Genomic DNA, 24,577 nt, shown 5'->3' with positions numbered 1-24,577 from the left:
CCAGCAGCGAATCGTGACCCCGGCCGGGTCTCTCTAGACTCGGACGGTGCTCAGGCTCTACGACACCCAGACCCGCGAGGTCCGTGACTTCGTGCCCCTCGTCGAGGGCAAGGCTGGGCTGTACGTCTGCGGGCTGACCGTGCAGTCGGAGCCGCACGTGGGTCACGTGCGCTCGGCGGTGAACTTCGACGTCCTGCAGCGCTGGCTGCGCCACGAGGGCTACGACGTCTCCTTCATCCGCAACACCACCGACATCGACGACAAGATCCTCGCCAAGGCCGAGGAGCAGGGCCGCCCCTGGTACAACCTCGCCTACGACATGAAGCGCGAGCTCGACCGCGCCTACGCCTCGCTCAACGTCATGCCGCCGACCTACGAGCCGGCCGCGACCGGGCACGTGCCCGAGATGCTCGAGCTGATCACCCGCCTCATCGAGGCCGGGCACGCCTACCCGGCCGAGGACGGCTCGGGCGACGTCTACTTCGACGTGCAGTCGTGGCCGGCGTACGGCGAGCTGACGCACCAGCGCATCGACGACATGGAGGCCGCCGGCGACGCCGACCCGCGCGGCAAGCGCGACCCGCGCGACTTCGCGCTGTGGAAGGGCAAGAAGGCCTCCGAGCCGGAGACCGCGTCGTGGCCGAGCCCGTGGGGCCGCGGGCGTCCGGGGTGGCACATCGAGTGCTCCGCGATGGCCGGCAAGTACCTCGGCTCGGCGTTCGACATCCACGGCGGCGGCGTCGACCTGCGCTTCCCGCACCACGAGAACGAGGTCGCCCAGTCACGGGCCGCGGGCCAGCGGTTCGCGTCGTACTGGATGCACAACGCCTGGATCACCACCGCCGGCGAGAAGATGAGCAAGTCGCTGGGCAACAGCCTGCTCATCCCCGAGGTGCTGAAGCGGGTGCGCGGCATCGAGCTGCGCTTCTACCTCGTCGCCGCGCACTACCGCAGCCACGTCGAGTTCAGTTTCGAGGCGCTCGACGAGGCCGCCCAGGGCTTCCGCCGGATCGAGGGGTTCCTCGAGCGCGCGGGCGAGGAGGAGGCCGGTGAGGTGCCCCAGGCGTTCGCCGACGCGATGGACGACGACCTCGGCACTCCGGCCGCCGTGGCCGTGCTCTTCGACACCGTGCGCGAGGGCAACCGCTCCGGCGACCCCGCGCCGTACGCCGCCCAGGTGCGGGCCATGCTCGACGTGCTCGGCCTCGACCCCGCCGACCCGGCCTGGCCCGACGCGCAGAAGACCGACGCCGGGCTGAGCGACGTGGTCGACGCCCTGCTCTCCGGCCTGCTCGCGCAGCGCTCGGAGGCCCGTGCCGCCAAGGACTTCGCCACCGCCGACGCGATCCGCGACCAGATCGCGGCCGCCGGCATCGAGGTCGAGGACACCCCCGACGGACCCGTGTGGTCCCTCTCCCAGAAGGACGCCTGATGCCAGGGAACAGCCAGCGCAAGGGCTCGATCCGCAAGACGACCAAGAAGCCGACCGCGGGCTCGGGCGGACGGGTGCGCCGCGGCCTCGAGGGCAAGGGCCCCACGCCCAAGGCCAAGGACCGCCCCAACCACAAGGCCTACAAGCTCGCCCAGAAGGCGGAACGCTCCGGGCCGAGCCGGCCCAAGCGGCGCACCTCCGGCGACGCCGAGTGGATCGCCGGGCGCAACCCCGTCGTCGAGGCGCTGCGCGAGGGCGTGCCGGTCAACGGGCTCTACGTCGCCGAGGGCGCCGAGCGTGACGGTCGGCTGCGCGAGGCGTTCCGGCTGGCGGCCGAGGGCGGCATCAGCCTGCTCGAGGTCAGCAAGGGCGAGCTCGACCGGATGACGAGCGGGGCGGTCCACCAGGGCCTCGCCGCGCGGATCCCGGCCTACGAGTACGCCCACCCCGACGACCTGCTCGACCGCGCTCGCGAGATGGGCGAGCCGCCGCTGGTGGTCGTCCTCGACCAGGTGACCGACCCCCGCAACCTCGGCGCGGCGATCCGCAGCGCGGCGGCGTTCGGCGCCCACGGGGTCGTCATCCCCGAGCGCCGCGCCGCTGGCATGACCGCGGCCGCCTGGAAGACCAGCGCCGGTGCCGCCGCGCGCATCCCCGTCGCCCAGACGGTCAACCTGGTGCGCCAGCTCAAGGCCTACCAGGACGCCGGCCTGATGGTCGTCGGCCTGGCCGCCGACGGCGACGTCACCCTGCCCGGGCTGGAGCTGTCCGACGGCCCGCTCGTCGTCGTGGTCGGCTCCGAGGGCGACGGCCTGTCGCGCCTGGTCGCCGAGACCTGCGACCAGCTCGTCTCGATCCCGATGGCCAACCAGGTCGAGTCCCTCAACGCGGGGGTCGCCGCGTCGGTGGCGTTGTACGCCATCTCCCAGGCCCGCGCTTGAGGCATCTCGCTCGCTTCTCGGCGTACGCCGGCGTCTGGCTCGTCCTGACCGCCGTCGCGGGCTCGGTGCTGTTCCTCTCCAGCAGCCGGGAGACGACGCTGGCGAGCCACGACGCGGTCGTGCACCCGACGCTGAGCGGCCACCTGGTCGTCGACGCCGGCCCGGTGCTGCCCGACGTCCGCATCGTGACCGGGCAGCGGATCGGGGTCGACGTCGAGCTCGGCAAGACCACGGCGGGCAGCTTCGAGGAGCTCGTCCAGCGCTACGCCTTCATCGCCAGCCAGCCCGAGGGCGTCGAATCACGGGTGCGCGAGGTCCTCGGCGACCTCGCGCTCAGCGCGGCGCTGCGCGGGGGCGCACTCGCCGCCGTGCCGCTGCTGGCGTGGGCAGCCGTCGGGGCGACCCGCCGCCGCGAGCTGCTCCGCGCGGCCCGGAGCCCCCGGGCCGTGCCCGTGGTGGTCGTGGCCGCCCTGGTCGTGGTCGGCGTGACCCAGCCGTGGAGCGGCGGCGGGCTCGACGACGACGAGAGCGTCAGCCAGGGCCGGTCGTGGCAGAGCCTCTCGGAGTTCCTCGGCCCCGAGGTCCCGGTGCCCGCCGAGCTCGACGGCGTCGAGGTGCGCGGCGACGTCACCACCAGCCAGACGCGTCGACTGATCGAGAGCGCGGTCAGCACCTACCAGAAGGGGCTCGACTTCTACAGCGACGCCGCCGCGGCGGCGGCCGAGCTCGAGCTGCGCACGCCAGAGGAGGGCGAGAACGTCGTCGTGATGGTCACCGACCGCCACGACAACATCGGCATGGACCAGGTCGCCCGCGCGATCGGCGACCGGGCCGGCGCGACCGCGGTCTTCGACGCCGGCGACGACACCTCGACGGGCAGCACCTGGGAGGCCTTCTCCCTCGACTCGCTCGACGCGGCGTTCGGCGCCGGGCCCTACGCCGACGCCCGCTGGGCCGTGACCGGCAACCACGACAACGGCGACTTCGTCGGCTCCTACCTCGACAGCCACGGCTGGACGCTGCTGGACGGCGAGGTCGTCGACGGTCCTGACGGGGTGCGGCTGCTCGGGGTCGGCGACCCGCGCTCCAGTGGCCTCGGCAACTGGCGCGACGAGAGCGGGCTGTCGTTCTCCGACGTCGAGACCCGCGTCGCCGACGCCGCCTGCGCCGCCGACGAGGGAGGCGATCGCATCGGGACGATCCTGGTGCACGACGCCAACCTCGGGCGCGAGGCGCTCGCCCGCGGCTGCGCCGACCTCGTGCTCGGCGGCCACACCCACGTGCGCTCGGGCCCCAACCGGGTCGACGGCGAGAACGGCCAGGTCGGGTGGAGCTACACCTCCGGCACCACCGGGGGAGCGGCGTACGCCATCGCGGTCGGCTCCTCGATCCGGCGCCCCGCTGACGTCGCGCTGATCACCTACGCCGACGGGCGCCCGGTCGGCGTGCAGGGCGTGATGCTGCAGACCAACGGCACCTTCGAGGTCGGAGAGTTCGTGCCGACCGAGCTCGCCCCGGCGGACGACGGCGAGTCCTAGGACTCGGCCGTCTCGTCGGCCGCGGCGCTCGTGAGCGCCTCCTCCGGCTTGTGGGCCAGGACGTTGTCGATGTAGTCGCGGGCCGCGTCGAAGGTGTCGATGTCGTGCCCGGCCTGCTCGGCGAGGAACCACCGGTGCTGCAGCACCTCGTGGAAGACCTCGGCCGGCTCGAGCTTGCCGCGCGCCTCGGGCGGCACCATCGCGGTGATGGGCGTGTAGACGTCGTCGAGCCAGCGGGCGGCGACGAGCGAGCGGTCCTCGCGGCCGAGGTTGAAGTGGGCGGTGAACGCCGCGAGGTCGTTGAGCAGGCGGCGGGCCTGGGCGTCCTCGACGTGGAGGCCGGTCAGTCCCTGGAGCTCGCGCTGGTGGTGGCCGGCCTCGACGACCTTCGGCTGGATGAGCACCCGGTCGCCGTCGAAGTCGGTGACGATGTCGAGCTCGTCGACGTCGAAGCCGAGGTCGTTGAGCCGCTCGACGCGCTGCTCGATGCGCCACAGCTCGTCGGCGGAGAACTCCTCCTCCTGGGTCAGCTCGGTCCACAGGGCGGTGTAGCGCTCCTCGAGCAGCTGCACGATGTCGTGGGCCTCGACCTCGTAGCTCAGCGACTCGCTGGCCTGCAGGTCGAGCAGCTCGGCGAAGACGTTCTCGGTGGCGATGGTGACGTCGTACTCGCGCATCTGACGGCTGAGCGAGGGCCGCAGCTCGCCGGTCTCGGCGTCGACGAGGTACGCCGCGAAGCCGCCCGCGCTGCGGCGGAAGAGCACGTTGGACAGCGACACGTCGCCCCAGAAGAAGTCGGTGAGGTGCAGGCGCACGAGCAGCACGACCATCGCGTCGACGAGGCTCGGCAGGCTGTCGTGGGTCAGGCCGTGGCTGAAGAGGCTGCGGTAGGGCAGCGAGAAGCGCAGGTGCTCGGTGAGCAGCGCGCTCGGCAGCGGCTCGCCGTCGGCGTCGACCCGCCCGGTCACCACGCCCTGCGGCACGACGGCCGGCAGGCCGAGGCGGTGCAGGTCGCGCAGCAGGCGGTACTCGCGGAACGCGATGTCCTCGACCGTCTCCTTGACCGCGTAGACCCGGTCGCGCAGCCGCACGATCCGCACGACGTGGCGCGACAGCCCCCGGGGGAGCGGTACGACGTGAGGCTCGCCCCACTCCTCCAGCGGCAGCGACCAGGGCAGGGTCACGATCGCCGGGTCCGGCCGGCTCGCCACGATGCGCAGGGCCACAGGCCGAGGCTAGCGCCGACGGCGCTCCTGGGTAGGTTGACCACTCGGGACGGTCGACCGTCCCGTGCCGCCTTGGCGCAACTGGCAGCGCAGCGCCCTTGTAATGCGAAGGTTGGGGGTTCGAGTCCCCCAGGCGGCTCCAGGACGCCGCGCCTCGACCGCCGTTGTCGGTGCCCCAGCCTAGGTTCGACCGCATGCGGGAGTGTCGAGGCTGTGGGGCCGAGCTGGTCAAGCGGCATCAGCAGGTCTACTGCAGCGTCCGGTGTCAGCGAGAACTCGAGAGGCGGGCCAACGTGGCACGCTGGCTCGAGACGGGAACGTGCAACCCGGCGACCTCTCGCGGGCACTACGTACGGACTTACATCAACGACGAGCAGGGCGGTCGCTGCGCCATCTGCCTGGCCCCCGCGACCTGGAACGGGCTTCCCCTGGCCTTCGTGCTCGACCACGTCGACGGCGACTCCGGCAACAACCATCGTGACAACCTGCGGCTGGTCTGCCCCAACTGCGACTCGCAACTGCCGACGTTCAAGATGCGCAACAAGGGCAAGGGCCGCCACAGTCGTCGGGAGCGGTACGCCGACGGGCGGTCGTACTGAACGTCGACCGTGGGAGAGTCCTCCCGTGACTGCGCCGAGCGACGCACTGACCCGGCTGGCCGAGGCGTACGGCGTGGCGACGGAGTTCACCGACTGGCGCGGCCGCACGGTCGTGGTCTCCGCCGAGACCATCGAGGCGGTGCTGACCGCGATGGGCGTGGCGACCGCGGACCCGGAGGCGGCGCGCGCCACGCGGGAGGACGAGCCGTGGCGTCGCACGCTCCCGCCGTGCGTGGTGTGCGTCCAGGGCGAGCCCACGACGGTGCCGGTGCACGTGCCGCACGGCGACGGCGTCGCGGTCAGCGTGGTGACCGAGGCGGGGCAGACCCGCCCGCTCGCGCAGGTCGACCGCTGGGTCGACCCGCGGCCGGTGGACGGCGCGCTGGTCGGCGAGGCGACGTTCGCCGTGCCCGACGACCTGCCGCTGGGCTACCACCACCTCTTGGCGACCACCCCGCACGGCACGACCCGGGCCGAGCTCGTCGTCACCCCGGCCTGGCTGGGCGTGCCGCACGAGGGGCGCAGCTGGGGGTTCGCGACCCAGCTCTACAGCGTTCGCTCGGCCGGCAGCTGGGGGCTCGGGGACCTCACCGACCTCACCGACCTCGCCGTCTGGTCGGGCAGCCGTCTCGGCGCCGACTACGTGCTCGTCAACCCGCTCCACGCGGCCGAGCCGCTCGCCCCGCTCGAGCCCTCGCCCTACCTCCCCAGCACGCGGCGCTTCCCCAGCCCGCTCTACCTGCGCGTCGAGCGGATCCCGGAGTACGCCGAGCTGCCGGCCTCCGAGCGCGCGGCCGTCGACCAGCTGCACGCCGACCTCGCGCCCTGGCTCGCGCCCGAGGACGCCGTCGACCGTGACAGCGCCTGGACCGCGAAGCGGGCGGCGCTGCGGCTCGTGCACGCCGCGCCGCGCAGCGTCGGTCGAGAGCTCGACCTGGCGTCGTACGTCGAGCGCGAGGGGGAGGCGCTGCGGCTGTTCGCGGTGTGGAACGTCCTCGCCGAGGAGTTCGGCAACGACGCCCGCACCTGGCCCGAGGAGTTCCACGACGCCGACGGCCCCGCTGTGGCGGCGTACGCCGAGGAGCACGCCGAGCAGGTGGCGTTCGTCTGCTGGCTGCAGTGGGTGCTCGACGAGCAGCTGCAGCTCGCCCAGGCCAAGGCGACCGGCGCCGGCATGCGGCTCGGGGTCTTCCACGACCTCGCCGTCGGCGTGCACCCCGGCGGCGCCGACGCGTGGCGGATGCGTGACGTCTACGCCCAGGGCGTGCAGGTCGGCGCACCGCCCGACCCCTACAACCAGCTCGGTCAGGACTGGAGCCAGCCGCCGTGGCGGCCCGACCGGCTCGCCGAGCTCGGCTACGCGCCGCTGCGCGACCTGATCCGCTCCGTGCTCCGGCACGCCGGCGGGGTGCGCGTCGACCACGTGCTCGGGATGTTCCGGCTGTGGTGGATCCCGGTCGGGGCGTCGGCCGACCAGGGCACCTACGTCCGCTACGACCACGAGGCGCTCATCGGCGTGCTCGCCCTCGAGGCGCACCGCGCCGGCGCCGTCGTGGTGGGGGAGGACCTCGGCGTCGTGCCGCCGGAGGCGCGCTCCTACCTCGCGCGCCGCGGGCTGCTCGGCACCTCGATCCTGTGGTTCGAGCAGGGCACCGACGGCCCGCTGCCCGCCGAGCAGTGGCGCGAGTGGTGCATGGCGTCCGTGACCACCCACGACCTGCCGCCGACCGCGGGCTACCTCGCCGGCGACCAGGTGCGCCTGCAGCACCGCCTCGGCCTGCTCGACGGTGACCTCGACGCCGACCTCGCCGCCGCCCGCACCGAGGTCGACGCCTGGCTCGACGAGCTGCGCCGCCGCGGCCTGCTCGAGCCCGGCGACGTCGACGAGGAGCGCGTCGTCGCAGCCCTCCACCGCTACCTCGCGCTCACGCCGGCCCGGCTGCTCAACGTCGCCCTCGTCGACGCGGTCGGCGACCGCCGTGCGCAGAACCAGCCCGGCACCGTCGACGAGTACCCCAACTGGCGCGTGCCGCTGGCCGGCCCCGACGGTCGACCGGTCCCGCTGGAGGACGTGCTGACCTCCGCGCGCGCCGCCGCGCTCGTGGCAGGCTTCCGCTCGTGACGCAGGAACCCGCGCCCGGCGACCGCCTCCCGCCCGCCGGCTGGTATCCCCAGGGCGACCAGGAGCGCTGGTGGAACGGCAGCTCGTGGAGCGACTCCTTCCGCCCGCTGGCCCCCGGCGCGCCCGGCGTGCCGTCGTACGGTCAGCCCGGCTACGGCCAGCCCTACTACGCCGCCCCGCAGCAGAAGAGCAACGTCGGGCGCAACGTGCTGCTCGGCTGCGCGCTCGTCCTGGTGCTGATGATCGCCGGCTGCGGCGTCGGCATCGCGGTGCTCGCCAGCCGCGTCGACGACACCGTGAACGACGACACCCCCGGCGGGCCCGACAACCCGCTGAGCATCACCGAGGGCGAGGCGTTCTCGGTCGCGGGGTTCGACTACGGCGACGGCTGGGAGGTCACTGCCGACGAGCTCGGCGACGCCGACGTCACCGGCCTGCGGGTCACCAACGACCGCAGCGACTCCGACTCGGCCTTCGTCGAGATCCGGCTGCTGCTCGGCACCGCGGTGAACGCCACCCTCACCTGCACCAGCGGCACCGTCGAGGTCGGCGCGACCGCCGTGCTCGACTGCACCAGCTTCGACGACCTCCCGGTGAGCTGGGACCGGATCACGATCCAGGACTCGTTCTGACCCTTCCGGTGGTCGAGGAAGGACGAAGTCCTGTCATGCCGGTGGTTGAGGAAGGACGAAGTCCTGTCTCGAAACCACTGTCGGCGGGGAGTGGTTTCGAGACGGGCCCAGCGGCCCTCCTCAACCACCGGGGTGCCGCGCGGGGCGCGGTGACCAGCCGCGGCGCAGGGCGAGGACGCGCCAGCCGAAGCAGACGGCGATGCCGGGGGCGACGACGAAGGGGGCGCTGAGGTCGAGCCCGTGAGCCGTGGCGGCCCACAGCGCACCGGTCAGGGCGGGCACGGCGTACCACCCGCCCTCGAGCACCACCGGCACGCGGTTGGCGAGGACGTCGCGGATGATCCCGCCGCCGATGCCGGTGATCATGCCGAGCAGCGCCGCGGGCACCACGTCGAGGCCGGCGTCGGAGGCCTTCAGCGCGCCGTTGACGCAGAACAGCGCGAGCCCGGCCGCGTCGAGCAGCAGGATGAGCGGCTCCCACCGCGAGAACGCCGGGTGCCACCAGAACGTCGTCGCCCCGGCCACCACGGCCGCCGCCAGCAGCGGCCACTCGGTGAGCCCGACCGGCGGGACGTCGCCGAGCAGCACGTCGCGCACGAGCCCGCCGCCGAGGCCGGTGGCGAAGCCGAGCACGAGGGTGCCGAACAGGTCGAGGCGCGCGCGCACCGCGACGAGCGCGCCCGAGACGGCGAAGACGAAGGTGCCGAGGACGTCGAGCAGCGGAACGCCGTTCAACGGGTGACGCCGTTCAACGCAGCTGGCGGGCCGCGAAGGCGTGCGGGGGCTCGGCGATCGCGTCCTGGGCGGCGACGAGCTGGATCTCGCGGGTGCCGGCGTCGAGGGTCTGCTCGAGGATCGCGAAGACGGTGGCGGTGGTGCGCTCGAGGGCCAGCGCGGGGGAGCCGGTGGTGCGCAGGTGGGCGAGGTAGAGGGCCGCGGTCACGTCACCGCAGCCGTTGGGGGCGATGGGGAGCAGCGGGGTGGTGACCACCCACGCACCCGTGTCGGAGACGGCGACGACGTCGAGGGAGTCGGCCTCCGACCCCTCGTGGAGCACCGAGGTGACCAGGACGTCGCGGGGTCCGCGGTCGCGCACCTCGTCGATGGCGTCGAGGACCTCGTCGAGGGTCGAGGTCGAGCCGCCGGCCAGGAAGTCGAGCTCGAAGTGGTTGGGCGTCAGCACGTCGGCCTGCGGCACGACGGTGTCGCGCATGAACTCCGGGATGCCGGGCTTCACGAACATCCCGCGTCCGACGTCACCCATCACCGGGTCGCAGCAGTACGTCGCACCCGGGTTGACCGCGCGCACGGCGGCGACCGCCTCGAGGATGACCGCGCCGACGGCGGGGTCGCCCTGGTAGCCGGAGAGCACCGCGTCGACGCCCGCGAGCGCGCCGCGCTCGCCGATGCCGGTGATGACCTCGCGCACGTCGGCGGGGTCGAGCAGCGGCCCGCGCCAGGCGCCGTACCCGGTGTGGTTCGAGAAGTGGACCGTGTTGACCGGCCACACCTCGTGGCCCAGCCGCTGCAGCGGGAACACCGCGGCCGAGTTGCCCACGTGACCGAAGGCCACCGACGACTGGATCGACAGGATCTGCACGGGTCCATCGTCCCAGCCGACAGGCCCCGCGGCGAGCAGGGCCCGCACGACCCTGGTGGAATGAAGTTGAAGCTGCAACAATTGAACCCACCATGGAGACGACCGCCCCCGACCGGATGCCCGCCCTCTACATCGGGCACGGCGCGCCGCCGCTGCTCGACGACCCGCTGTGGTCCTCGCAGCTCGCCGCGTGGGCGGGCGACCTGCCGCGCCCGACCGCGGTGCTCATCGTGAGCGCCCACTGGGAGTCGGCGCCCGTGATGCTGTCCGCGGACGGCGCCCCGCTGGTCTACGACTTCGGCGGGTTCGACCCGAAGTACTCGCAGATGACCTACCGCACCCCGCCCGCCGCCGCGCTGGCCCGCCGGGTCGCGGCGATGATGCCGGACAGCGAGCCCGTCCACCAGCACGCCAGCCGCGGTCTCGACCACGGCGCCTGGGTGCCGCTGTCGATCATGTACCCCGCCGGCGACGTGCCGGTGCTGCAGCTCTCGCTCCCCACCCACGACCCCGTGCGGCTCATGGAGCTCGGTCGACGGCTGCGCCCGCTGCGCGACGAGGGGGTCTTGATCATCGGCTCCGGCTTCCTCACCCACGGCCTCCCGTTCCTCACCGACTGGTCGCTGGACGCCAAGGCTCCGGGCTGGTCCTCGGAGTTCGACGCCTGGGCTGGCGAGGCGCTCGCCCGCGGCGACGTCGACGAGCTGGCGGCGTACGGCACGCGCGCTCCGGGCATGCCCTACGCCCACCCGACGGTCGAGCACTTCACCCCGCTCTTCGTGACCCTCGGCGCGGCGAGCGATCCGGAGGTCCCGGGCGACCAGGTGATCGACGGTTTCTGGCTGGGCCTCTCGAAGCGCAGTCTGCAGGTGGCCTGACCCACCCCGACGTCCTGGGCCGTTCCACCTCCGCGGGTGAGCCTGCGGTCCTAGGGTGTCGGACGTGACCGGGACCGCCCCTGCCCGCCTGATCGACCAGGTGGTCGACTACGCGATCATCGCGCTGGACGGCAGCGGCACGATCGAGTCCTGGAACGCCGGTGCGCAGCGGCTCAAGGGTTACACCCCCGAGGAGGCGCTCGGTCGCAGCTTCGCGATGTTCTACACCCCGGAGGACCGGCGCGCCGGGCTCCCGCTCCGACTGCTCGACGAGGCCCGGGTGCACGGTCGCACCCAGAGCGTGGGGTGGAGGGTCCGCAAGGACGGCTCCCGCTTCTGGGCCGACGTCACCATCACGGCTCTCCACGACGACGACGGGCAGCTCGTGGGGTTCGGCAAGGTCACCCGTGACCTGACCGAGGCCCACCGCCTCGAGGAGGAGCTGCGGCGCAGCGAGGAGCGGTTCCGGCTGCTGGTGAGCCAGGTGGTCGACTACGCGATCATCGCGCTCGACGCCAGCGGCACCATCGAGTCCTGGAACGCCGGCGCGGAGTGGCACAAGGGCTACACCGCCGAGGAGGCCATCGGCCGCAGCTTCGCGATGTTCTACACCGAGGAGGACCGGCGCGCCGGGCTCCCGCTCGAGCTGCTCGACCTCGCCCGTCGCGAGGGCTCGGTCGAGCACAGCGGCTGGCGCGTGCGCAAGGACGGCACCCGCTTCTGGGGCGAGGTGGTCATCACCGCGCTCCACGACGACCACGGCGAGCTGACCGGGTTCGCGAAGGTGACGCGCGACCTCACCGAGCGCAAGCGCCTCGAGGAGGCGCAGGCGTCGTTCCTCGGCACCATCGCCCACGACTTCCGCACCCCGATCGCCGCGATGAAGGGGTTCACCGAGCTGGTGCGCGACGCGCCGGACGACAAGCGCGACGACTTCCTGGGCCGCATCGACGCGAACGCGGACCGGCTGATGCAGATGATGAGCGACCTCGTCGGCTACGCCACCCACCACTCCATCAGCACCACCCTCCGACCGGAGCCCCTCGACCTCGCCAAGCTGGCCCGCGACACGGTCGCCACGATGGGCAGCGCCTCCGAGCTGGCTCGCATCGACCTGCCCGACGCACCCGTCATGGTCCTCGTCGACCGGGCCGCGATGGAGCGGGTCGTGACCAACCTCGTCGGCAACGCGATGAAGTACTCCGCGAGCGACCCGATCGCCGTCGACGTGCACAGCACCGAGCAGTCGGTGCGGCTCACGGTCTCGGACCAGGGCCGGGGCATCCCCGAGGAGGACCTCGACACGATCTTCGACGAGTTCCAGCGCGGTGGGCTGGCCACGGACGACGGCGGCACCGGACTCGGGCTCTCGAGCGTCCGTCGGCTCGCCGAGGAGCACGGCGGCCGGGTGTCGATCCACTCCGTCGTCGGTCAGGGCACGATCGTCAGCGTCGAGCTGCCGGCAAGGGTCCGATCCGTCGCCTGAGCGATGAGTCCGCGGGTCGATCGCGGTCTGCTCCGGTGGACCCGTCCCCGACACCCAGGAGCCCCGATGATCGACCTCACGCCGTACCTGCTCTTCGACGGCGACGCCCGCGCCGCCATGACCTTCTACCGCGACGTGTTCGGCGGCGAGCTCGACATCGTCACCTTCGACCACTACGGCCTCCCCGACAGCAGCGAGGAGGGCTCGGGGGTCCCGCCGGACGGCGTCATGCACGCACGGCTCGTCACCGACGCCGGGCTGCGCCTGATGGGGTCCGACCTGCCTCCGGGCGAGACCGGCTCGACGCCCAACGGCCACCTGTGCATCAGCGGCGACGCGGTCGAGACGGTGACCGGGTGGTTCGAGGCGCTCGCCGAGGGCGGGAACGTCGACGTCCCGCTCGAGCGGCAGGTGTGGGGCGACCACTACGGTCAGGTGAAGGACCGCTTCGGCGTGAACTGGATGTTCAACGTCGCAGATCAGGACACGTCGCCGTCGACGTAGACCCACCGCCCGCGGCGGTGCTCGAAGCGGCTGCGCTCGCGCAGCCGGCCCGCGCGTCCGTCGCGTCGCCAGTGCGCGACGAACTCCACCTCGTCACCGCTCGCGTCGACGACCTCGAGGCCCGTCCACTCCAGCCCCGGGTCGGGCTCGAGGGTCGCCGGCCGGGTGCGCGGGTGCCAGGTGCGGAACACGTGGTCGAGGGCGCCCACGGCGTACGCCGCGTAGCGCGAGCGCATCAGCTCCTCGGGCGAGGCGGCCTTCGAGGCTCCGCGGTGGAGCCGGCCGCAGCAGGTGTCGTAGCGCAGTCCCGTGCCGCAGGGGCAGTCCTCGGCCAGCACCCTGGTGACGATAGCCGTGACGACAGCCGCGGATCGGTACCGACGGACCAGGCGTGAAGCCCCGGCGCCGGGGATACCGGCGATCTCCGAGAGCCGCCCCGCACCGAGAGGACCCTCGTGACCCACGCACCCCAGGACCGGACCGACGCCCAGGCCGAGGCCGAGGCGGTGCTCATCCGCCTCGCCGTCGGCACCGCGCTGCTGCCGCAGGAGCTGCCCGACGACGTCGAGGCGCCACCCGAGGGTGCGCTGGCGCTGCCGGTGGTCGAGCAGGACGGTGTGCACTACGTGCCCGTCTTCACGACCGCGGAGACCCTCTCCAACGCCGGCGTCGACCGGGCGAGTGCCGTCGAGGTCTCGCTCGCCCAGCTGGCGGGGGGCTGGCCGGACCAGGACCTGTGGATGGCGGTCGACCCGGCGAGCCCGGACGGCGTGACCCTCCCGCCGGACGTCGTACGCCTCCTGCCGCACCTGGCGGAGGCAGCCTCCGGTTCGGAGTCGTCGTCCTAGGGGACCGGCGTAGCGTGAAGGAGTGACCTCTGCGACGTCCGCTCCCTCCCTCTCCACCGTCGGCCAGCTCCGCGAGTCCGGCCACGTCCACAAGACCCTCCGAGCCGAGCTGCGCGACAACCTCCTCGCCGCGCTGCGCGACGGCCGCGACCCCTGGCCCGGCCTGCACGGCTTCGAGGACACCGTCATCCCGCAGGTCGAACGCGCTCTGATCGCCGGCCACGACATCGTGCTGCTCGGCGAGCGCGGCCAGGGCAAGACCCGGCTGCTGCGCACCCTGGTCGGCCTCCTCGACGAGTGGACGCCGGTCATCGCCGGCTCCGAGCTGGGCGAGCACCCCTTCGAGCCGATCGTCCACGCCTCGGTGCGTCGCGCCGCCGAGCTCGGCGACGACCTGCCGATCGAGTGGCGCCACCGCGACGAGCGCTACGCCGAGAAGCTCGCGACCCCCGACACCAGCGTCGCCGACCTCATCGGCGACGTCGACCCGATGAAGGTCGCCGAGGGCCGCTCGCTCGGCGACCCGGAGACGATCCACTTCGGGCTGATCCCGCGCTCGCACCGCGGCATCGTGGCGATCAACGAGCTGCCCGACCTCGCCGAGCGCATCCAGGTCGCGATGCTCAACGTGATGGAGGAGCGCGACATCCAGATCCGCGGCTACGTGCTGCGCCTGCCGCTCGACGTCTTGGTCGTGGCCAGCGCCAACCCCGAGGACTACACCAACCGCGGGCGCATCATCACCCCGCTCAAGGACCGGTTCGGGGCCGAGATCCGCACCCACTACCCGACCGAGCTCGAGGACGAGGTCGCGGTCATCCGCCAGGAGGCGGAGCTGACCGCCGAGGTCCCCGACCACCTGATCGAGATCCTGGCCCGGTTCACCCGCAACCTGCGCGAGTCGTCCTCGGTCGACCAGCGCTCGGGCGTCTCGGCGCGCTTCGCGATCGCGGGCGCCGAGACCATCGCCGCGGCCGCGATCCACCGCGCGACCGTGCAGGGCGAGGACCACGCCGTGGCGCGCATCGTCGACCTCGAGACCGCCGTCGACGTGCTCGGCGGCAAGATCGAGTTCGAGTCGGGCGAGGAGGGCCGCGAGCTCGACGTGCTCAACCACCTGCTGCGCACCGCGACCGCCGAGACCGTGCGCGGCACCTTCCGCGGCCTCGACTTCTCGCTGCTCGTCGAGGCGATCGAGAACGGCACGATGGTCACCACCGGTGAGCAGGTCACCGCGCGCGACTTCCTCACCGGACTGCCACCGCTGGGCGAGTCGGAGCTCTACGACGACATCTGCGCCCGGGTCGGAGCCACCAACGACGGCCAGCGCGCCGGCGCGATCGAGCTGGCGCTCGAGGGCCTCTACCTCGCGCGCAAGATCTCCAAGGAGTCCGGACGGGGCGAGACCATCTATGGCTAACCTCCACACCTCGCGCCGCAGCGCGCAGAGCTACGGCCGCTACGCCGGCGGCGACCCGCTCGCCGCGCCGGTCGACCTCTCCGAGGCGCTCGACGCGATCGGCGAGGACGTCATGGCCGGCTACTCGCCCGAGCGCGCGATGCGCGAGTTCCTGCGCCGCGGCGGTCGCGACCAGCAGGGGCTCGACGACCTCGCCCGCCGGGTCGCCGAGCGCCGTCGCGAGCTCACCGCCCGTCACAACCTCGACGGCACCCTCGAGGAGGTGCGCCGCCTGCTCGACGAGGCGGTGCTCGAGGAGCGCAAGCAGCTCGCCCGCGACGTGCAGATGGACGACGGCGACCGCGCGCTGCGCGAGATGCAGCTCGAAGGGCTGCCGGCCAACACAGCGGCCGCGGTGAGCGAGCTGTCGTCGTACGACTGGCAGAGCCGCGAGGCCCGTGAGAAGTACGACGAGATCAAGGACCTGCTCGGCCGCGAGATGCTCGACCAGCGCTTCGCCGGCATGAAGCAGGCCCTCGAGAACGCCACCGACGAGGACCGCCAGGCCATCGACGAGATGCTCGGCGACCTCAACGAGCTGCTCGAGAAGCGCCAGCGCGGCGAGGACACCCCCGAGGACTTCGCGGAGTTCATGGCGAAGCACGGCGAGTTCTTCCCGGAGAACCCCGGCAACCTCGACGAGCTCATGGACGCGATGGCGGCGCGCGCCGCTGCGGCCCAGCGGATGATGAACTCGATGTCGCCCGAGCAGCGCCAGCAGCTGATGGAGCTCTCGCAGCAGGCCTTCGGCTCGGCCTCGCTGATGGAGTCGCTCGCCCGCCTCGACTCCAACCTGCAGTCGCTGCGCCCCGGCGAGGACTGGAGCGGCTCGGAGCGGATGGAGGGCGGCGAGGGGCTCGGCCTCGGCGACGGCACCGGGGTCTTCCAGGACCTCGCCGAGCTCGACGCGCTCAGCGAGCAGCTCTCACAGTCCTACGGCGGCGCCCGGATGGACGACCTCGACCTCGACGCGCTCTCGCGCCAGCTCGGCGACGAGGCGGCCGTCGACGCCCGGACCCTGCAGGAGCTCGAGCGGGCGCTGCGCGAGGGCGGCACGCTGCGGCGCGGCTCCGACGGCACGCTGCAGCTGACCCCGAAGGCGATGCGCCAGCTCGGCAAGGCGCTGCTGCGCGACGTCGCCGACAAGATGTCGGGGCGCCAGGGGCAGCGCGAGCTGCGCCGGGCCGGCGCCGCCGGCGACCTGTCCGGCTCCACCCGGGCCTGGGAGTACGGCGACACCGAGCCCTGGCACGTCCCGCGCACCATCACCAACGCGGTCGGACGCACGATCGCCGAGGGTGGCGACCCGCGGGCCGGCGTACGCCTCACGATCGACGACATCGAGGTGCAGGAGACCGAGGCGCGCACCCAGGCGTGCGTCGCGCTGCTCGTCGACACGTCGTTCTCGATGGCGATGGACGGGCGCTGGGTGCCGATGAAGCGCACCGCGCTCGCGCTGCACACCCTCATCCGCTCGCGCTTCCGCGGTGACGCGCTGCAGCTGATCGGCTTCGGTCGGCACGCCGAGGTGATGGAGATCGAGCACCTCACCGGGCTCGACGCCAAGTGGGACAAGGGCACCAACCTGCACCACGCCCTGCTGCTCGCCAACCGTCACTTCCGCAAGCACCCCAACGCCCAGCCGGTGCTGCTGGTGGTGACCGACGGCGAGCCGACCTCGCACCTCGAGCCCAACGGCGAGGTGTACTTCTCCTACCCGCCGCACCCGCTGACGGTCGCCTACGCTGTCCGCGAGCTCGACAACTCCCGCCGCCTCGGCGCGCAGACGACGTTCTTCCGCCTCGGCGAGGACCCGGGTCTCGCGCGCTTCATCGAGCAGATGGCCCAGCGGGTCGAGGGCCGCGTCGTGGCCCCCGAGCTCGACGACCTCGGCGCCGCCGTCGTGGGGTCCTACCTCGGCTCGCGCGGTCCGGCCGGCGGTGGCTACGGCGGTGCCTTCGACGGCTGGGGCGGCTGGGGCCGCGGCGACTGGGTGGAGTGATGCTCAGGAGTTGATGGTCGAGGAGGGCCGCTAGGCCCGTCTCGAAACCACTGTCGGATCGGTTGGGTGGTTTCGAGACAGGACTTCGTCCTTCCTCAACCACCGACACGGTGGTTGAGGAGGGCCGCGAGGCCCGTCTCGAAACCACTGACGTCGCCGGGTTGGCCGCTCAGCGGCGCGGGAGCGCCTTGAGCGCGGCGGCGAGCTGCTCGGCGCCGTCGACGAGCCGCGGCCCGGGGCGGGCCCAGAGCCCATCGGCGTCGACGGCGACCACGTGCACGTCGTCGGGCAGGTGCCCGGCGGCGACGAGGGCGTCGGCCTGGGCCTGGGCGCCCGCCTGGTCGTAGCCGCAGGGCGCGACCACCACGACGTCGGGCCGGGCGGCGGCCAGGTCGTCCCAGGTGGTGCGCGTCGACCGCTCGCCGGCCGTGCCGAGGACGTTGTCCCCACCGGCCAGCTCGACCATCTCGGGGATCCAGTGGCCGGGGGCGTACGGCGGGTCGGTCCACTCGAGCACGGCGACCCGCGGCCGGTCGTGGCCCATCGTGCTCCGCCAGATCGCGGCCATCCGCTGGCGCAGGTCGGCGACGAGCGTGGCGGCCTCCGCCTGGCGGCCGACCGCGGCCCCGATCGCGGTGATCGAGGCGAGCACGTCCTGCAGCGTGTGCGGGTCGGTCGTCAGGACCTCGGCGGTGCAGCCGAGGTGGGCCAGGGCCGCGTCGACGGTCGAGACGTCGAGGGCACAGACCGCGCAGAGGTCCTGGGTGACCACGAGGTCGGGGTCGAGCTCGCGCAGCGCGTCGGCCTGCAGTCGGTACAGGTCCTCGCCGCGTGCGAGCGCCGCGACGACGTAGCCGTCGATCTCGGCCGGGGAGAGCCCCTCGGGCAGGGCGGTCGTCGAGACGACCCGGCGTTCGCGCGCCGCCGGCGGGAAGTCGCACTCGAAGGTCACGCCGACGACGTCGTCGCCGGCGCCGAGAGCGAAGAGGATCTCGGTCGCGGACGGCAGCAGGGAGACCACGCGCACCGGCCCAGCCTCGCATGCGTACGCTCGTGCGGTGACGCAGGCGGACGTGTCCTTCCGGCGCGGGCTGCGCCTGGGGGCGGGGTTCGCGAGCGTCCCGCTGCTGCTCTCGCTGTCCTTCGGCGTCGTCGCCGTCGACGCCGGCCTGTCGCCGCTCCAGGCGGTGGTGATGTCGGCCCTCGTGCACGCCGGCTCCGGTCAGTTCGCCGCGATCGCCGTCTTCGGCGCCGGCGGCGGGGTCCTGCCCGCCGTCCTGGCCAGCGGGCTCACCAACTCGCGGTTCCTCGCGATGGGCATCGCCGTCGCGCCGTCCCTGCCGGGCCGGCCGTGGTCGCGGGCGCTGCAGGGCCAGACCGTCGTCGACCCGTCGTTCGTCATGGCCAACCGCCACGACGGCACCTTCGACCGGTGGCTGATCTTCGGGGCCTTCGCGCCGCAGTACGCCGGGTGGTTCACCGGCACGGTGCTCGGCGCCTTCGGCGGCGACCTGCTCGGCGACACCGACCGGCTCGGGGTCGACGCCATCTTCCCGGCGTTCTTCCTGGCCCTCCTCGTCGCGGAGCTGCGCCGCCCCGAGACCCGGTGGGTCGCACTCGCGGGCGCGGTCATCGCGCTCGCCCTCGTGCCCTTCGCGCCCCCCGGCGTACCGATCCTCGCGGCCGCGCTGGCCGCGCTCGTGGCGCTGCGGTGAACGCCTGGCTGCTCATCGCCGGGGTCGCGCTGCTCACGGCCGCGATCAAGGCGGCCGGGCCGCTGGTGCTCGGTGCGCGGGAGCTGCCGGCGCGGTTCACCCGGGTCGTCGGGCTGCTGGCGGGACCGCTGATGGCCGCGCTCGTGGTGACCTCCGCGCTCGCCGACGGCCGCCACCTGCAGGTGGACGCCGCCACTGCGGGCGTGGCCGTCGCGGGGGTCCTTTTCTGGCGCGGCGCGCCGGTCATCGTCGGCGTGCTGACCGCGGTCGTCCTGACCGCCGCGCTGCGCGCCCTGGGCGCGCCGTGAGTGCGCCGTGAGCGACGTCTCGACGACGACGCTCGCCCTGCTCGGCCTGGCGGCGGTGGCGGCCGGGTTCGTCGACGCCGTGGTCGGAGGCGGCGGGCTCATCCAGCTGCCCGCGCTCCTGCTGGGCCTGCCGGGCGCCAGCCCGGTGCAGGTGCTGGCGACCAACAAGCTCGCCTCGATCTGCGGCACGACGGCCAGCTCGCTCACCTACTACCGCCGCGTCCGTCCAGACCCGCGCACCTTCCTGCCGATGATGCTCGTCGCCTTCGCCGGGTCGTTCTGCGGCGCGCTCGTCGCGAGCCAGGTGCCGCGCTCGGCGTTCGAGCCGATCGTGCTCGTCGCGCTGGTCGTCGTCGGCGCCTACGTGCTGTTCAAGCCGTCGCTCGGCGAGGCGACGGTCCTGCGTCACGCCGGCCGGCGTCACCTCGCGACCGCCCTGACGGTCGGCTTCGTCATCGGGTTCTACGACGGCGCGCTCGGTCCGGGCACGGGCAGCTTCCTCGTCTTCGCGCTGGTGGGGCTGCTCGGCTACTCCTTCCTCGAGGCCTCCGCCAAGGCCCGGCTGGCCAACTGGGCCACCAACCTCGGCGCCCTCGCGCTCTTCGTGCCGCAGGGCGCGGTGCTGTGGCACGTGGGCCTCGTGATGGGGGTCTGCCAGCTCCTCGGGTCGTACGCCGGGGCGCGGGTCGCGGTCTCGCGCGGCGCGCGGTTCGTGCGCGTGTTCTTCATCGTCGTGGTCTCGGCGTTCGTCGTCCGGCTCGGCGGCGGCGTGCTGGGGGTGTGGTGACCTCGTGGTGACCGGCTCCTACCTCGTCCCGGGTCGGGACGCGGAGACCGAGCTCGAGGTGAAGCGCTCGCGCTTCCTCTGCACGCTCGTGCGCGCCGACGACGAGGGCGCCGCCCGGGAGGTGCTCGACCGGCTCCGGCGCGCGCACCACGACGCGCGGCACCACTGCTCGGCCCTGCGGATCGGCGTACCACCGGCCGTCGTGGAGCGGGCGGCCGACGACGGTGAGCCCGCCGGCACCGCCGGCGCCCCGATGCTCGAGGTGCTGCGCGGACGCGAGGTCAGTGACGTCGTCGTGGTCGTGACGCGGTGGTTCGGCGGCACGCTCCTCGGCGCGGGCGGCCTCGCCCGCGCCTACGCCGAGGCCGTGCGACTCGGCCTCGACGCGGCCGGCACCCGCACCCGGCGCCTGCTGGTCGAGCACCTGGTCCGCCTCGACCACGCCACCGCCGGCGTCTTCGAGAGCGCGCTCCACGGGCTGGACGTGGTCGTGCTCGACCGGGAGTTCGGCGCCGACGTCGCGCTGCGCATCGCCACCTCTCCCGAGCGCACCGCCCGACTCGCCTCCCTCGTCGCAGCGGTCAGCTCGGGCCGGGGCCAGGTCGAGACCGTCGGCGAGCGCTGGACCTGAGGAGTGGTTTCGAGACGGCGCTGGCGCGCCTCCTCAACCAGCGGTGGTGGGCTCCGTCCCCGGTGGTCGAGGAAGGACGAAGTCCTGTCGCCACGGTGGTTGAAGAAGGACGAAGTCCTGTCGCCACGGTGGTTGAGGAAGGACGAAGTCCTGTCGCGAAACCACATTCGCCGATGGAGTGGTTTCGAGAGGGTGCTGGCGCGCCTCCTCAACCAGCGGCGGCGGGCTCCGTCTCTGGTGGTTGAGGAAGGACGAAGTCCTGTCTGGAAACCACGTCAGTCCGGGGTAGCGGTTTCGAGACGGCGCTGGCGCGCCTCCTCAACCAGCGGTGATGGGCGACCGCTGGCGACGTTCTCCTCCTCAGCCGCTGGGTTGAGGTCCTAGCCTTCGACCATGAGCATCCCGGTCGACCTGGCCGACCTCGAGCGTGCCCTGGGCGCCTTCGGGTCGGGACACCTCGCCACCGTCTCGGAGGGGGGCAGCGTGAAGATCGTGACCGTCGACCCGGTGGTCGAGGGTGAGGGGCTGCTGGTGCGCGGGCCGGGCGGCGGCACGCTGCGCAACCTCGCGGGCAACCCCGCCCTCACCGTGCTGTTCCCGCCCACCGAGCGGCACGGGTTCGCGCTGCTCGTCGACGGCACCGGTGCGGTCGACGGCGAGGACGTGCGCATCGCGCCGACCGGCGCGGTGCTGCACCGGCCGCGCGCCCACGCCGACGGGCCGCCACCGCCGTTCGAGGCGCCGGCCCCCGCGGCCGCCGGGGACAGCGCGTGCGGGCACGAGTGCGGACCCGTCGCGTGAGCGTGCACCCCACCTGGCTGACGGCGTTCCTCGACCTGCCGGCCGACGTCCACGGTGTCGGCACGGCGTTCTGGGCCGAGGTGACGGGGTGGACGCCGTCCGCACCGCGCGGAGCCGCGGGCGAGTTCGCGACGCTGGAGCCCGACGCCGCTGAGGCGGTGCTGAAGGTGCAGCGCACCGGCGCGGCCGAGCCTGCGGTGCACCTCGACCTCCACGTCGCCGACCCCGACGCGGCCGCGCAGACCGCGGTCCGGCTCGGCGCGACCGTCAGTGCCGACCAGGGCGACTACTGGGTGCTCGCCTCGCCGGCGGGGCTGGCCTTCTGCCTGGTCGCGCACGCGGCGGGGGACCGGCCGGCCCCGCGGACCTGGCCGGGCGGGCGGACGTCGCTCGTCGACCAGGTCAGCATCGACGTGGCGCCGAGCCGCTACGTCGAGGAGTTCGAGTTCTGGGCCGGCCTCACCGGGTGGACGCGCCGCGACCCGGTGCCCGAGACCGAGTTCGCCCGGCTGACTCCCGATGCGTCGTTCGGCCTGCAGCTGCTCGTGCAGCGCCTCGACGACGAGCAGCCGGTCGCGAGCGCCCACCTCGACCTCTCGACCGACGACCGCGACGCGGAGGTCGCAGACCACGCGGCCGCCGGCGCCGAGGTCCTCGCCCGCCACGACGAGTGGACCGTGCTGCGGGACCCCGCCGGCCTGCGCTACTGCGTCACCGACCGCTCACCCCGGCGGGCGGGCGTCGAGCGGTAGGAGGCGGGTACCCGTCGCCCGTGACGGGACCCCGCTGGACCAGCGCCGTGGTCGATGGTCGGTCGGGAGTGCTGCTCGAGCTGCACGTCGACGACGTCGGGCGGGCGATCGTGCACGCGACCGAGGCCGGCGCAGTGCTGCTCGACCGCGGCGAGCGCGCCGTCCTCCGCTCGCCGGCGGGGGTGACGTTCCACCTCGTGGCCGCCGCCCCGGACGAGCCGCGGGCGACCTCGGCGGTCGCGGCGCGCATCAGCGTGCCCTCGCGATCGGCCAACGCCGAGCTGTCGTTCTGGGACCGCGTCAAGCCATCCGAGATCCGCGGCCTCGACCTGGTGGTCGAGCGGGACCCCGACGCCACCGAGGCCCGCGTCGAGCTCGTGTGACGATGCTGGGGTGAGGCTGACCCTGCTGCACACCTCGCCGGCGCACGTCGCGACCTTCGAGGCGCTGCGCGACGAGCTCGCACCCGACCTCGCGCTCGGCCTGGAGCTCGAGCACGTCGTGCGCGAGGACCTGCTCGCCGACGCCCGCGCCGACGGCCCCGAGGCGGTCGCCGAGCGGGTCGCGACCCTCGTGGCGGCGTACGACGTCGTGCTCTGCACCTGCTCCACGATCGGTGGGGTCGCCGAGCGCGCCGGAGCGCTGCGCATCGACCGGCCTCTGGCGGTCGCCGCCGCGGCGCACCACGCCCCGGTGGTGGCGCTCGCCGCCCTCGAGAGCACGCTGGCGCCGACCCTGGCGCTGCTGGCCGAGGAGGGTGTCGACGACGCGCGGGCGGTCGTGGTCGACGGGGCGTGGGAGCGGTGGGAGGCGGGCGACCTCGACGGCTACCACCGCCTCGTCGCCGACGAGGCCGAGCGTCACCCCGACGCCGTGGTCGTGCTGGCGCAGACCTCGATGGCACCCGCCGCCGCCCTGTCGGCCCACCCGCGGGTGCTCGCCTCGCCGCGCCTCGGGCTCGAGGACGCGCTCAGGCGTCTGCGTAGCCCGGGAGGTAGTCGGTGAGCAGCTGGTCGAACGACACCTCGGCCCCGAGCTGGCTGAGGATGCCGAGCGCGCCGAGCCAGGTGCGGTGGATGAGCAGGTACGACGGCGGCAGGTTGAGCTTCATCGCCACCGTGTAGGCGGGCTCGCGGGGGTTGTTGATGCGCTGGAACTGGGTGCGCATCCACTCCCGGCTGAACCGGAACGACTCGACCTGGGTGGGCTCGATGAACGGGCTGAGGTAGTCGAGCAGGAGCTCGGCGTCCACCTTGACGCGGTCCTTGATGAACCCCTCGTCGCGCAGCCCCTGCTCGAGCCCCGCCTCGTCGGAGCGCGACGCCACCTTGATCAGGCGCCCCATCGCCTCGGGTAGCCCGCCCTCCTCCAGGCGCGCGACCGCGCCGAAGTCGAGCACGCCGAGGGCGTCGTCGTCGGGCAGCACGCGGAAGTTCCCGGGGTGCGGGTCGGCGTGCAGCATGCCCGTGCGGGCCGCGCCGTCGAAGAGGAAGCGGACGAAGAGCTGGCCGTAGCGGTCGCGCTCGGCCTGCGTGCCCTCGGCGATGATCCGCGCCAGCGAGTAGGGGCTGTCGAGCCACTCCGTGACCAGCACGGCGTCGCCGGCCTCGACCACGTCGGGCACGACCAGGTCGGGGTCGTCGCGGAACGCCGCGGCGTACGCCGACTGGGCCTCGGCCTCCAGGCCGTAGTCGAGCTCCTCGACCGTGCGCTCCTGCATCTCCTCGATCAGGGGCTTGAGGTCGATGCCCGGCACGATCGGCGCGATGGTGCGTCCGAGCCGGGCGATCTGGCGCAGGTCGGCGGCCAGGGCGTCGCCGGCGCCGGGGTACTGCACCTTGACCGCGACCCGGCGTCCGTCGTGCCAGCGGCCCTCGTGGACCTGCCCGATCGAGGCCGACGCGGTCGGGCCGCCGTCGAGGTAGACCAGCCGCTCCTTCCAGTCCCTGCCGAGGCCGGCGGTGAGCTGGGCGCGCACCGTCGAGGTCGGCATCGGCGGGGCGGCGTCCTGCAGCTTGGTGAGCTGCTCGCGGTAGGGCCCGGCGACCTCCTCGGGCAGCGCCGCCTCGAGCACGCTCAGGGCCTGGCCGAACTTCATGGCCCCGCCCTTGAGCTCACCGAGGGTGCGGAACAGCTGCTCGGCGGTCTTCTGCTGGATGTCGGTCAGCACCGCCTCGGCGGGCGCGCCGCCGAGCCGCTTGCCGAACCCCCAGGCCGTGCGGCCGGCGTACCCGAGGGGGAGGGCGGCCAGCCGGGCGGTGCGCGCGGCGGCCTTGCGGGGCAGGTCTCGCGGCGAGTCCCGGTCGGGCATGGCTC

Annotated in this window: 26 protein-coding genes and 1 tRNA gene; 21 read left to right on the top strand and 6 right to left on the bottom strand. The window is 73.5% G+C overall.

What is annotated here, in order from left to right; all coding sequences use genetic code 11:
* Positions 1-46: 46 nt before the first annotated feature.
* The 3 genes from cysS to GRQ65_RS18485 are packed head-to-tail and all read left to right on the top strand — an operon-like array spanning position 47 to position 3,911.
* The gene (gene cysS, locus GRQ65_RS18495; protein ID WP_160879473.1) at positions 47-1,432 is read left to right on the top strand and encodes a cysteine--tRNA ligase; all 1,386 of its coding nucleotides are present in this window, start codon (positions 47-49) and stop codon (positions 1,430-1,432) included.
* The gene (gene rlmB / locus GRQ65_RS18490; protein ID WP_160879472.1) at positions 1,432-2,373 is read left to right on the top strand and encodes a 23S rRNA (guanosine(2251)-2'-O)-methyltransferase RlmB; all 942 of its coding nucleotides are present in this window, start codon (positions 1,432-1,434) and stop codon (positions 2,371-2,373) included. Before cysS ends, rlmB begins: the two co-directional genes overlap by 1 nt.
* Entirely contained in the window at positions 2,370-3,911 is a 1,542-nt protein-coding gene (locus tag GRQ65_RS18485) for a metallophosphoesterase family protein (RefSeq protein WP_160879471.1), read from the top strand. Before rlmB ends, GRQ65_RS18485 begins: the two co-directional genes overlap by 4 nt.
* Here the strand turns inward: GRQ65_RS18485 and GRQ65_RS18480 are convergent.
* Positions 3,908-5,137: a DUF4032 domain-containing protein gene (locus GRQ65_RS18480; RefSeq protein WP_160879470.1), complete on the bottom strand. Its 1,230-nt coding sequence runs from the start codon at positions 5,135-5,137 to the stop codon at positions 3,908-3,910. The two genes, GRQ65_RS18485 and GRQ65_RS18480, sit on opposite strands and share 4 nt — an antisense overlap.
* A gap of 66 nt (positions 5,138-5,203) precedes the next feature.
* On the opposite strand from GRQ65_RS18480, the gene GRQ65_RS18475 reads away from it, so the two are divergent.
* The 4 genes from GRQ65_RS18475 to GRQ65_RS18460 all read left to right on the top strand — a co-directional run bounded on the left by GRQ65_RS18475 (position 5,204) and on the right by GRQ65_RS18460 (position 8,490).
* Positions 5,204-5,279, top strand: a tRNA-Thr gene (locus tag GRQ65_RS18475).
* 151 nt (positions 5,280-5,430) lie between these two features.
* Complete coding sequence (locus GRQ65_RS18470; RefSeq protein WP_237448505.1) at positions 5,431-5,736, top strand: HNH endonuclease signature motif containing protein; 306 nt, start codon at positions 5,431-5,433, stop codon at positions 5,734-5,736.
* Positions 5,737-5,761: 25 nt separating this feature from the next.
* On the top strand, positions 5,762-7,858 hold the full coding sequence (gene malQ / locus GRQ65_RS18465; protein ID WP_160879468.1) for a 4-alpha-glucanotransferase: 2,097 nt from the start codon (positions 5,762-5,764) through the stop codon (positions 7,856-7,858).
* Positions 7,855-8,490, top strand: coding sequence for a DUF2510 domain-containing protein (locus GRQ65_RS18460; protein WP_160879467.1), 636 nt, complete (start codon positions 7,855-7,857; stop codon positions 8,488-8,490). Before malQ ends, GRQ65_RS18460 begins: the two co-directional genes overlap by 4 nt.
* A gap of 120 nt (positions 8,491-8,610) precedes the next feature.
* Here GRQ65_RS18460 and GRQ65_RS18455 read toward each other — a convergent pair whose 3' ends face one another.
* Together GRQ65_RS18455 and pdxY are read right to left on the bottom strand one after the other, a co-directional pair.
* Positions 8,611-9,225: a trimeric intracellular cation channel family protein gene (locus tag GRQ65_RS18455; RefSeq protein WP_160879466.1), complete on the bottom strand. Its 615-nt coding sequence runs from the start codon at positions 9,223-9,225 to the stop codon at positions 8,611-8,613.
* A 13-nt stretch (positions 9,226-9,238) separates the two neighbouring features.
* Positions 9,239-10,090, bottom strand: a complete 852-nt coding sequence (gene pdxY, locus GRQ65_RS18450; protein WP_160879465.1) for a pyridoxal kinase PdxY — start codon at positions 10,088-10,090, stop codon at positions 9,239-9,241.
* A 92-nt stretch (positions 10,091-10,182) separates the two neighbouring features.
* Here pdxY and GRQ65_RS18445 point away from each other — a divergent pair, with 92 nt between their 5' ends.
* The 3 genes from GRQ65_RS18445 (at position 10,183) to GRQ65_RS18435 (ending at position 12,958) form a co-directional block, all read left to right on the top strand.
* Entirely contained in the window at positions 10,183-10,968 is a 786-nt protein-coding gene (locus GRQ65_RS18445; protein ID WP_237448504.1) for a dioxygenase family protein, read from the top strand.
* 64 nt (positions 10,969-11,032) lie between these two features.
* The gene (locus GRQ65_RS18440; protein ID WP_160879464.1) at positions 11,033-12,454 is read left to right on the top strand and encodes a PAS domain S-box protein; all 1,422 of its coding nucleotides are present in this window, start codon (positions 11,033-11,035) and stop codon (positions 12,452-12,454) included.
* 66 nt (positions 12,455-12,520) lie between these two features.
* Positions 12,521-12,958, top strand: coding sequence for a VOC family protein (locus GRQ65_RS18435; protein ID WP_160879463.1), 438 nt, complete (start codon positions 12,521-12,523; stop codon positions 12,956-12,958).
* Here GRQ65_RS18435 and GRQ65_RS18430 read toward each other — a convergent pair.
* Positions 12,934-13,296: a YchJ family metal-binding protein gene (locus GRQ65_RS18430; protein WP_160879462.1), complete on the bottom strand. Its 363-nt coding sequence runs from the start codon at positions 13,294-13,296 to the stop codon at positions 12,934-12,936. The genes GRQ65_RS18435 and GRQ65_RS18430 overlap by 25 nt on opposite strands.
* A 117-nt stretch (positions 13,297-13,413) precedes the next feature.
* Here GRQ65_RS18430 and GRQ65_RS18425 point away from each other — a divergent pair, with 117 nt between their 5' ends.
* Genes GRQ65_RS18425 through GRQ65_RS18415 form a run of 3 tightly spaced genes read left to right on the top strand, consistent with a single transcriptional unit; the run spans position 13,414 to position 17,267 of the window.
* Positions 13,414-13,806: an SseB family protein gene (locus GRQ65_RS18425; RefSeq protein WP_160879461.1), complete on the top strand. Its 393-nt coding sequence runs from the start codon at positions 13,414-13,416 to the stop codon at positions 13,804-13,806.
* A gap of 22 nt (positions 13,807-13,828) precedes the next feature.
* Complete coding sequence (locus GRQ65_RS18420) at positions 13,829-15,226, top strand: magnesium chelatase ATPase subunit I (RefSeq protein ID WP_160879460.1); 1,398 nt, start codon at positions 13,829-13,831, stop codon at positions 15,224-15,226.
* Positions 15,219-17,267: a vWA domain-containing protein gene (locus tag GRQ65_RS18415; protein WP_160879459.1), complete on the top strand. Its 2,049-nt coding sequence runs from the start codon at positions 15,219-15,221 to the stop codon at positions 17,265-17,267. The genes GRQ65_RS18420 and GRQ65_RS18415 overlap by 8 nt, the downstream gene beginning before the upstream one ends.
* Positions 17,268-17,436: 169 nt before the next feature.
* Here the strand turns inward: GRQ65_RS18415 and GRQ65_RS18410 are convergent, their stop codons facing one another.
* Positions 17,437-18,294, bottom strand: a complete 858-nt coding sequence (locus tag GRQ65_RS18410; RefSeq protein WP_160879458.1) for a helical backbone metal receptor — start codon at positions 18,292-18,294, stop codon at positions 17,437-17,439.
* Between the two features lie 31 nt (positions 18,295-18,325).
* Here GRQ65_RS18410 and GRQ65_RS18405 point away from each other — a divergent pair, with 31 nt between their 5' ends.
* From GRQ65_RS18405 to GRQ65_RS18370, 8 genes are all read left to right on the top strand, one after another.
* Positions 18,326-18,982: an AzlC family ABC transporter permease gene (locus GRQ65_RS18405; protein WP_160879457.1), complete on the top strand. Its 657-nt coding sequence runs from the start codon at positions 18,326-18,328 to the stop codon at positions 18,980-18,982.
* Complete coding sequence (locus GRQ65_RS18400) at positions 18,979-19,290, top strand: AzlD domain-containing protein (protein WP_160879456.1); 312 nt, start codon at positions 18,979-18,981, stop codon at positions 19,288-19,290. The genes GRQ65_RS18405 and GRQ65_RS18400 overlap by 4 nt, the downstream gene beginning before the upstream one ends.
* A 7-nt stretch (positions 19,291-19,297) precedes the next feature.
* Entirely contained in the window at positions 19,298-20,077 is a 780-nt protein-coding gene (locus GRQ65_RS18395) for a TSUP family transporter (RefSeq protein ID WP_160879455.1), read from the top strand.
* 4 nt (positions 20,078-20,081) lie between these two features.
* Positions 20,082-20,708 carry a YigZ family protein gene (locus GRQ65_RS24165; RefSeq protein ID WP_160879454.1) on the top strand — a complete coding sequence of 209 codons (627 nt, stop codon included), beginning with the start codon at positions 20,082-20,084 and terminating at the stop codon, positions 20,706-20,708.
* Between the two features lie 393 nt (positions 20,709-21,101).
* Positions 21,102-21,509 carry a pyridoxamine 5'-phosphate oxidase gene (locus tag GRQ65_RS18385; RefSeq protein WP_202388339.1) on the top strand — a complete coding sequence of 136 codons (408 nt, stop codon included), beginning with the start codon at positions 21,102-21,104 and terminating at the stop codon, positions 21,507-21,509.
* Positions 21,506-22,261: a VOC family protein gene (locus GRQ65_RS18380; protein ID WP_202388338.1), complete on the top strand. Its 756-nt coding sequence runs from the start codon at positions 21,506-21,508 to the stop codon at positions 22,259-22,261. Before GRQ65_RS18385 ends, GRQ65_RS18380 begins: the two co-directional genes overlap by 4 nt.
* Before the next feature lie 20 nt (positions 22,262-22,281).
* Positions 22,282-22,644, top strand: a complete 363-nt coding sequence (locus GRQ65_RS18375) for a hypothetical protein (RefSeq protein WP_160879453.1) — start codon at positions 22,282-22,284, stop codon at positions 22,642-22,644.
* Between the two features lie 10 nt (positions 22,645-22,654).
* On the top strand, positions 22,655-23,266 hold the full coding sequence (locus GRQ65_RS18370) for an arylsulfatase (RefSeq protein ID WP_160879452.1): 612 nt from the start codon (positions 22,655-22,657) through the stop codon (positions 23,264-23,266).
* Here GRQ65_RS18370 and GRQ65_RS18365 read toward each other — a convergent pair.
* Positions 23,232-24,572, bottom strand: a complete 1,341-nt coding sequence (locus GRQ65_RS18365) for an ABC1 kinase family protein (protein ID WP_160879451.1) — start codon at positions 24,570-24,572, stop codon at positions 23,232-23,234. The two genes, GRQ65_RS18370 and GRQ65_RS18365, sit on opposite strands and share 35 nt — an antisense overlap.
* Between the last annotated feature and the right edge of the window lie 5 nt (positions 24,573-24,577).

It is taken from the genome of Nocardioides flavescens (genome assembly GCF_009823805.1).
In the GTDB taxonomy this organism is placed as follows: Bacteria; Actinomycetota; Actinomycetes; order Propionibacteriales; family Nocardioidaceae; genus Nocardioides; species Nocardioides flavescens.
This window is presented reverse-complemented; position numbering and strand designations above follow the sequence as displayed.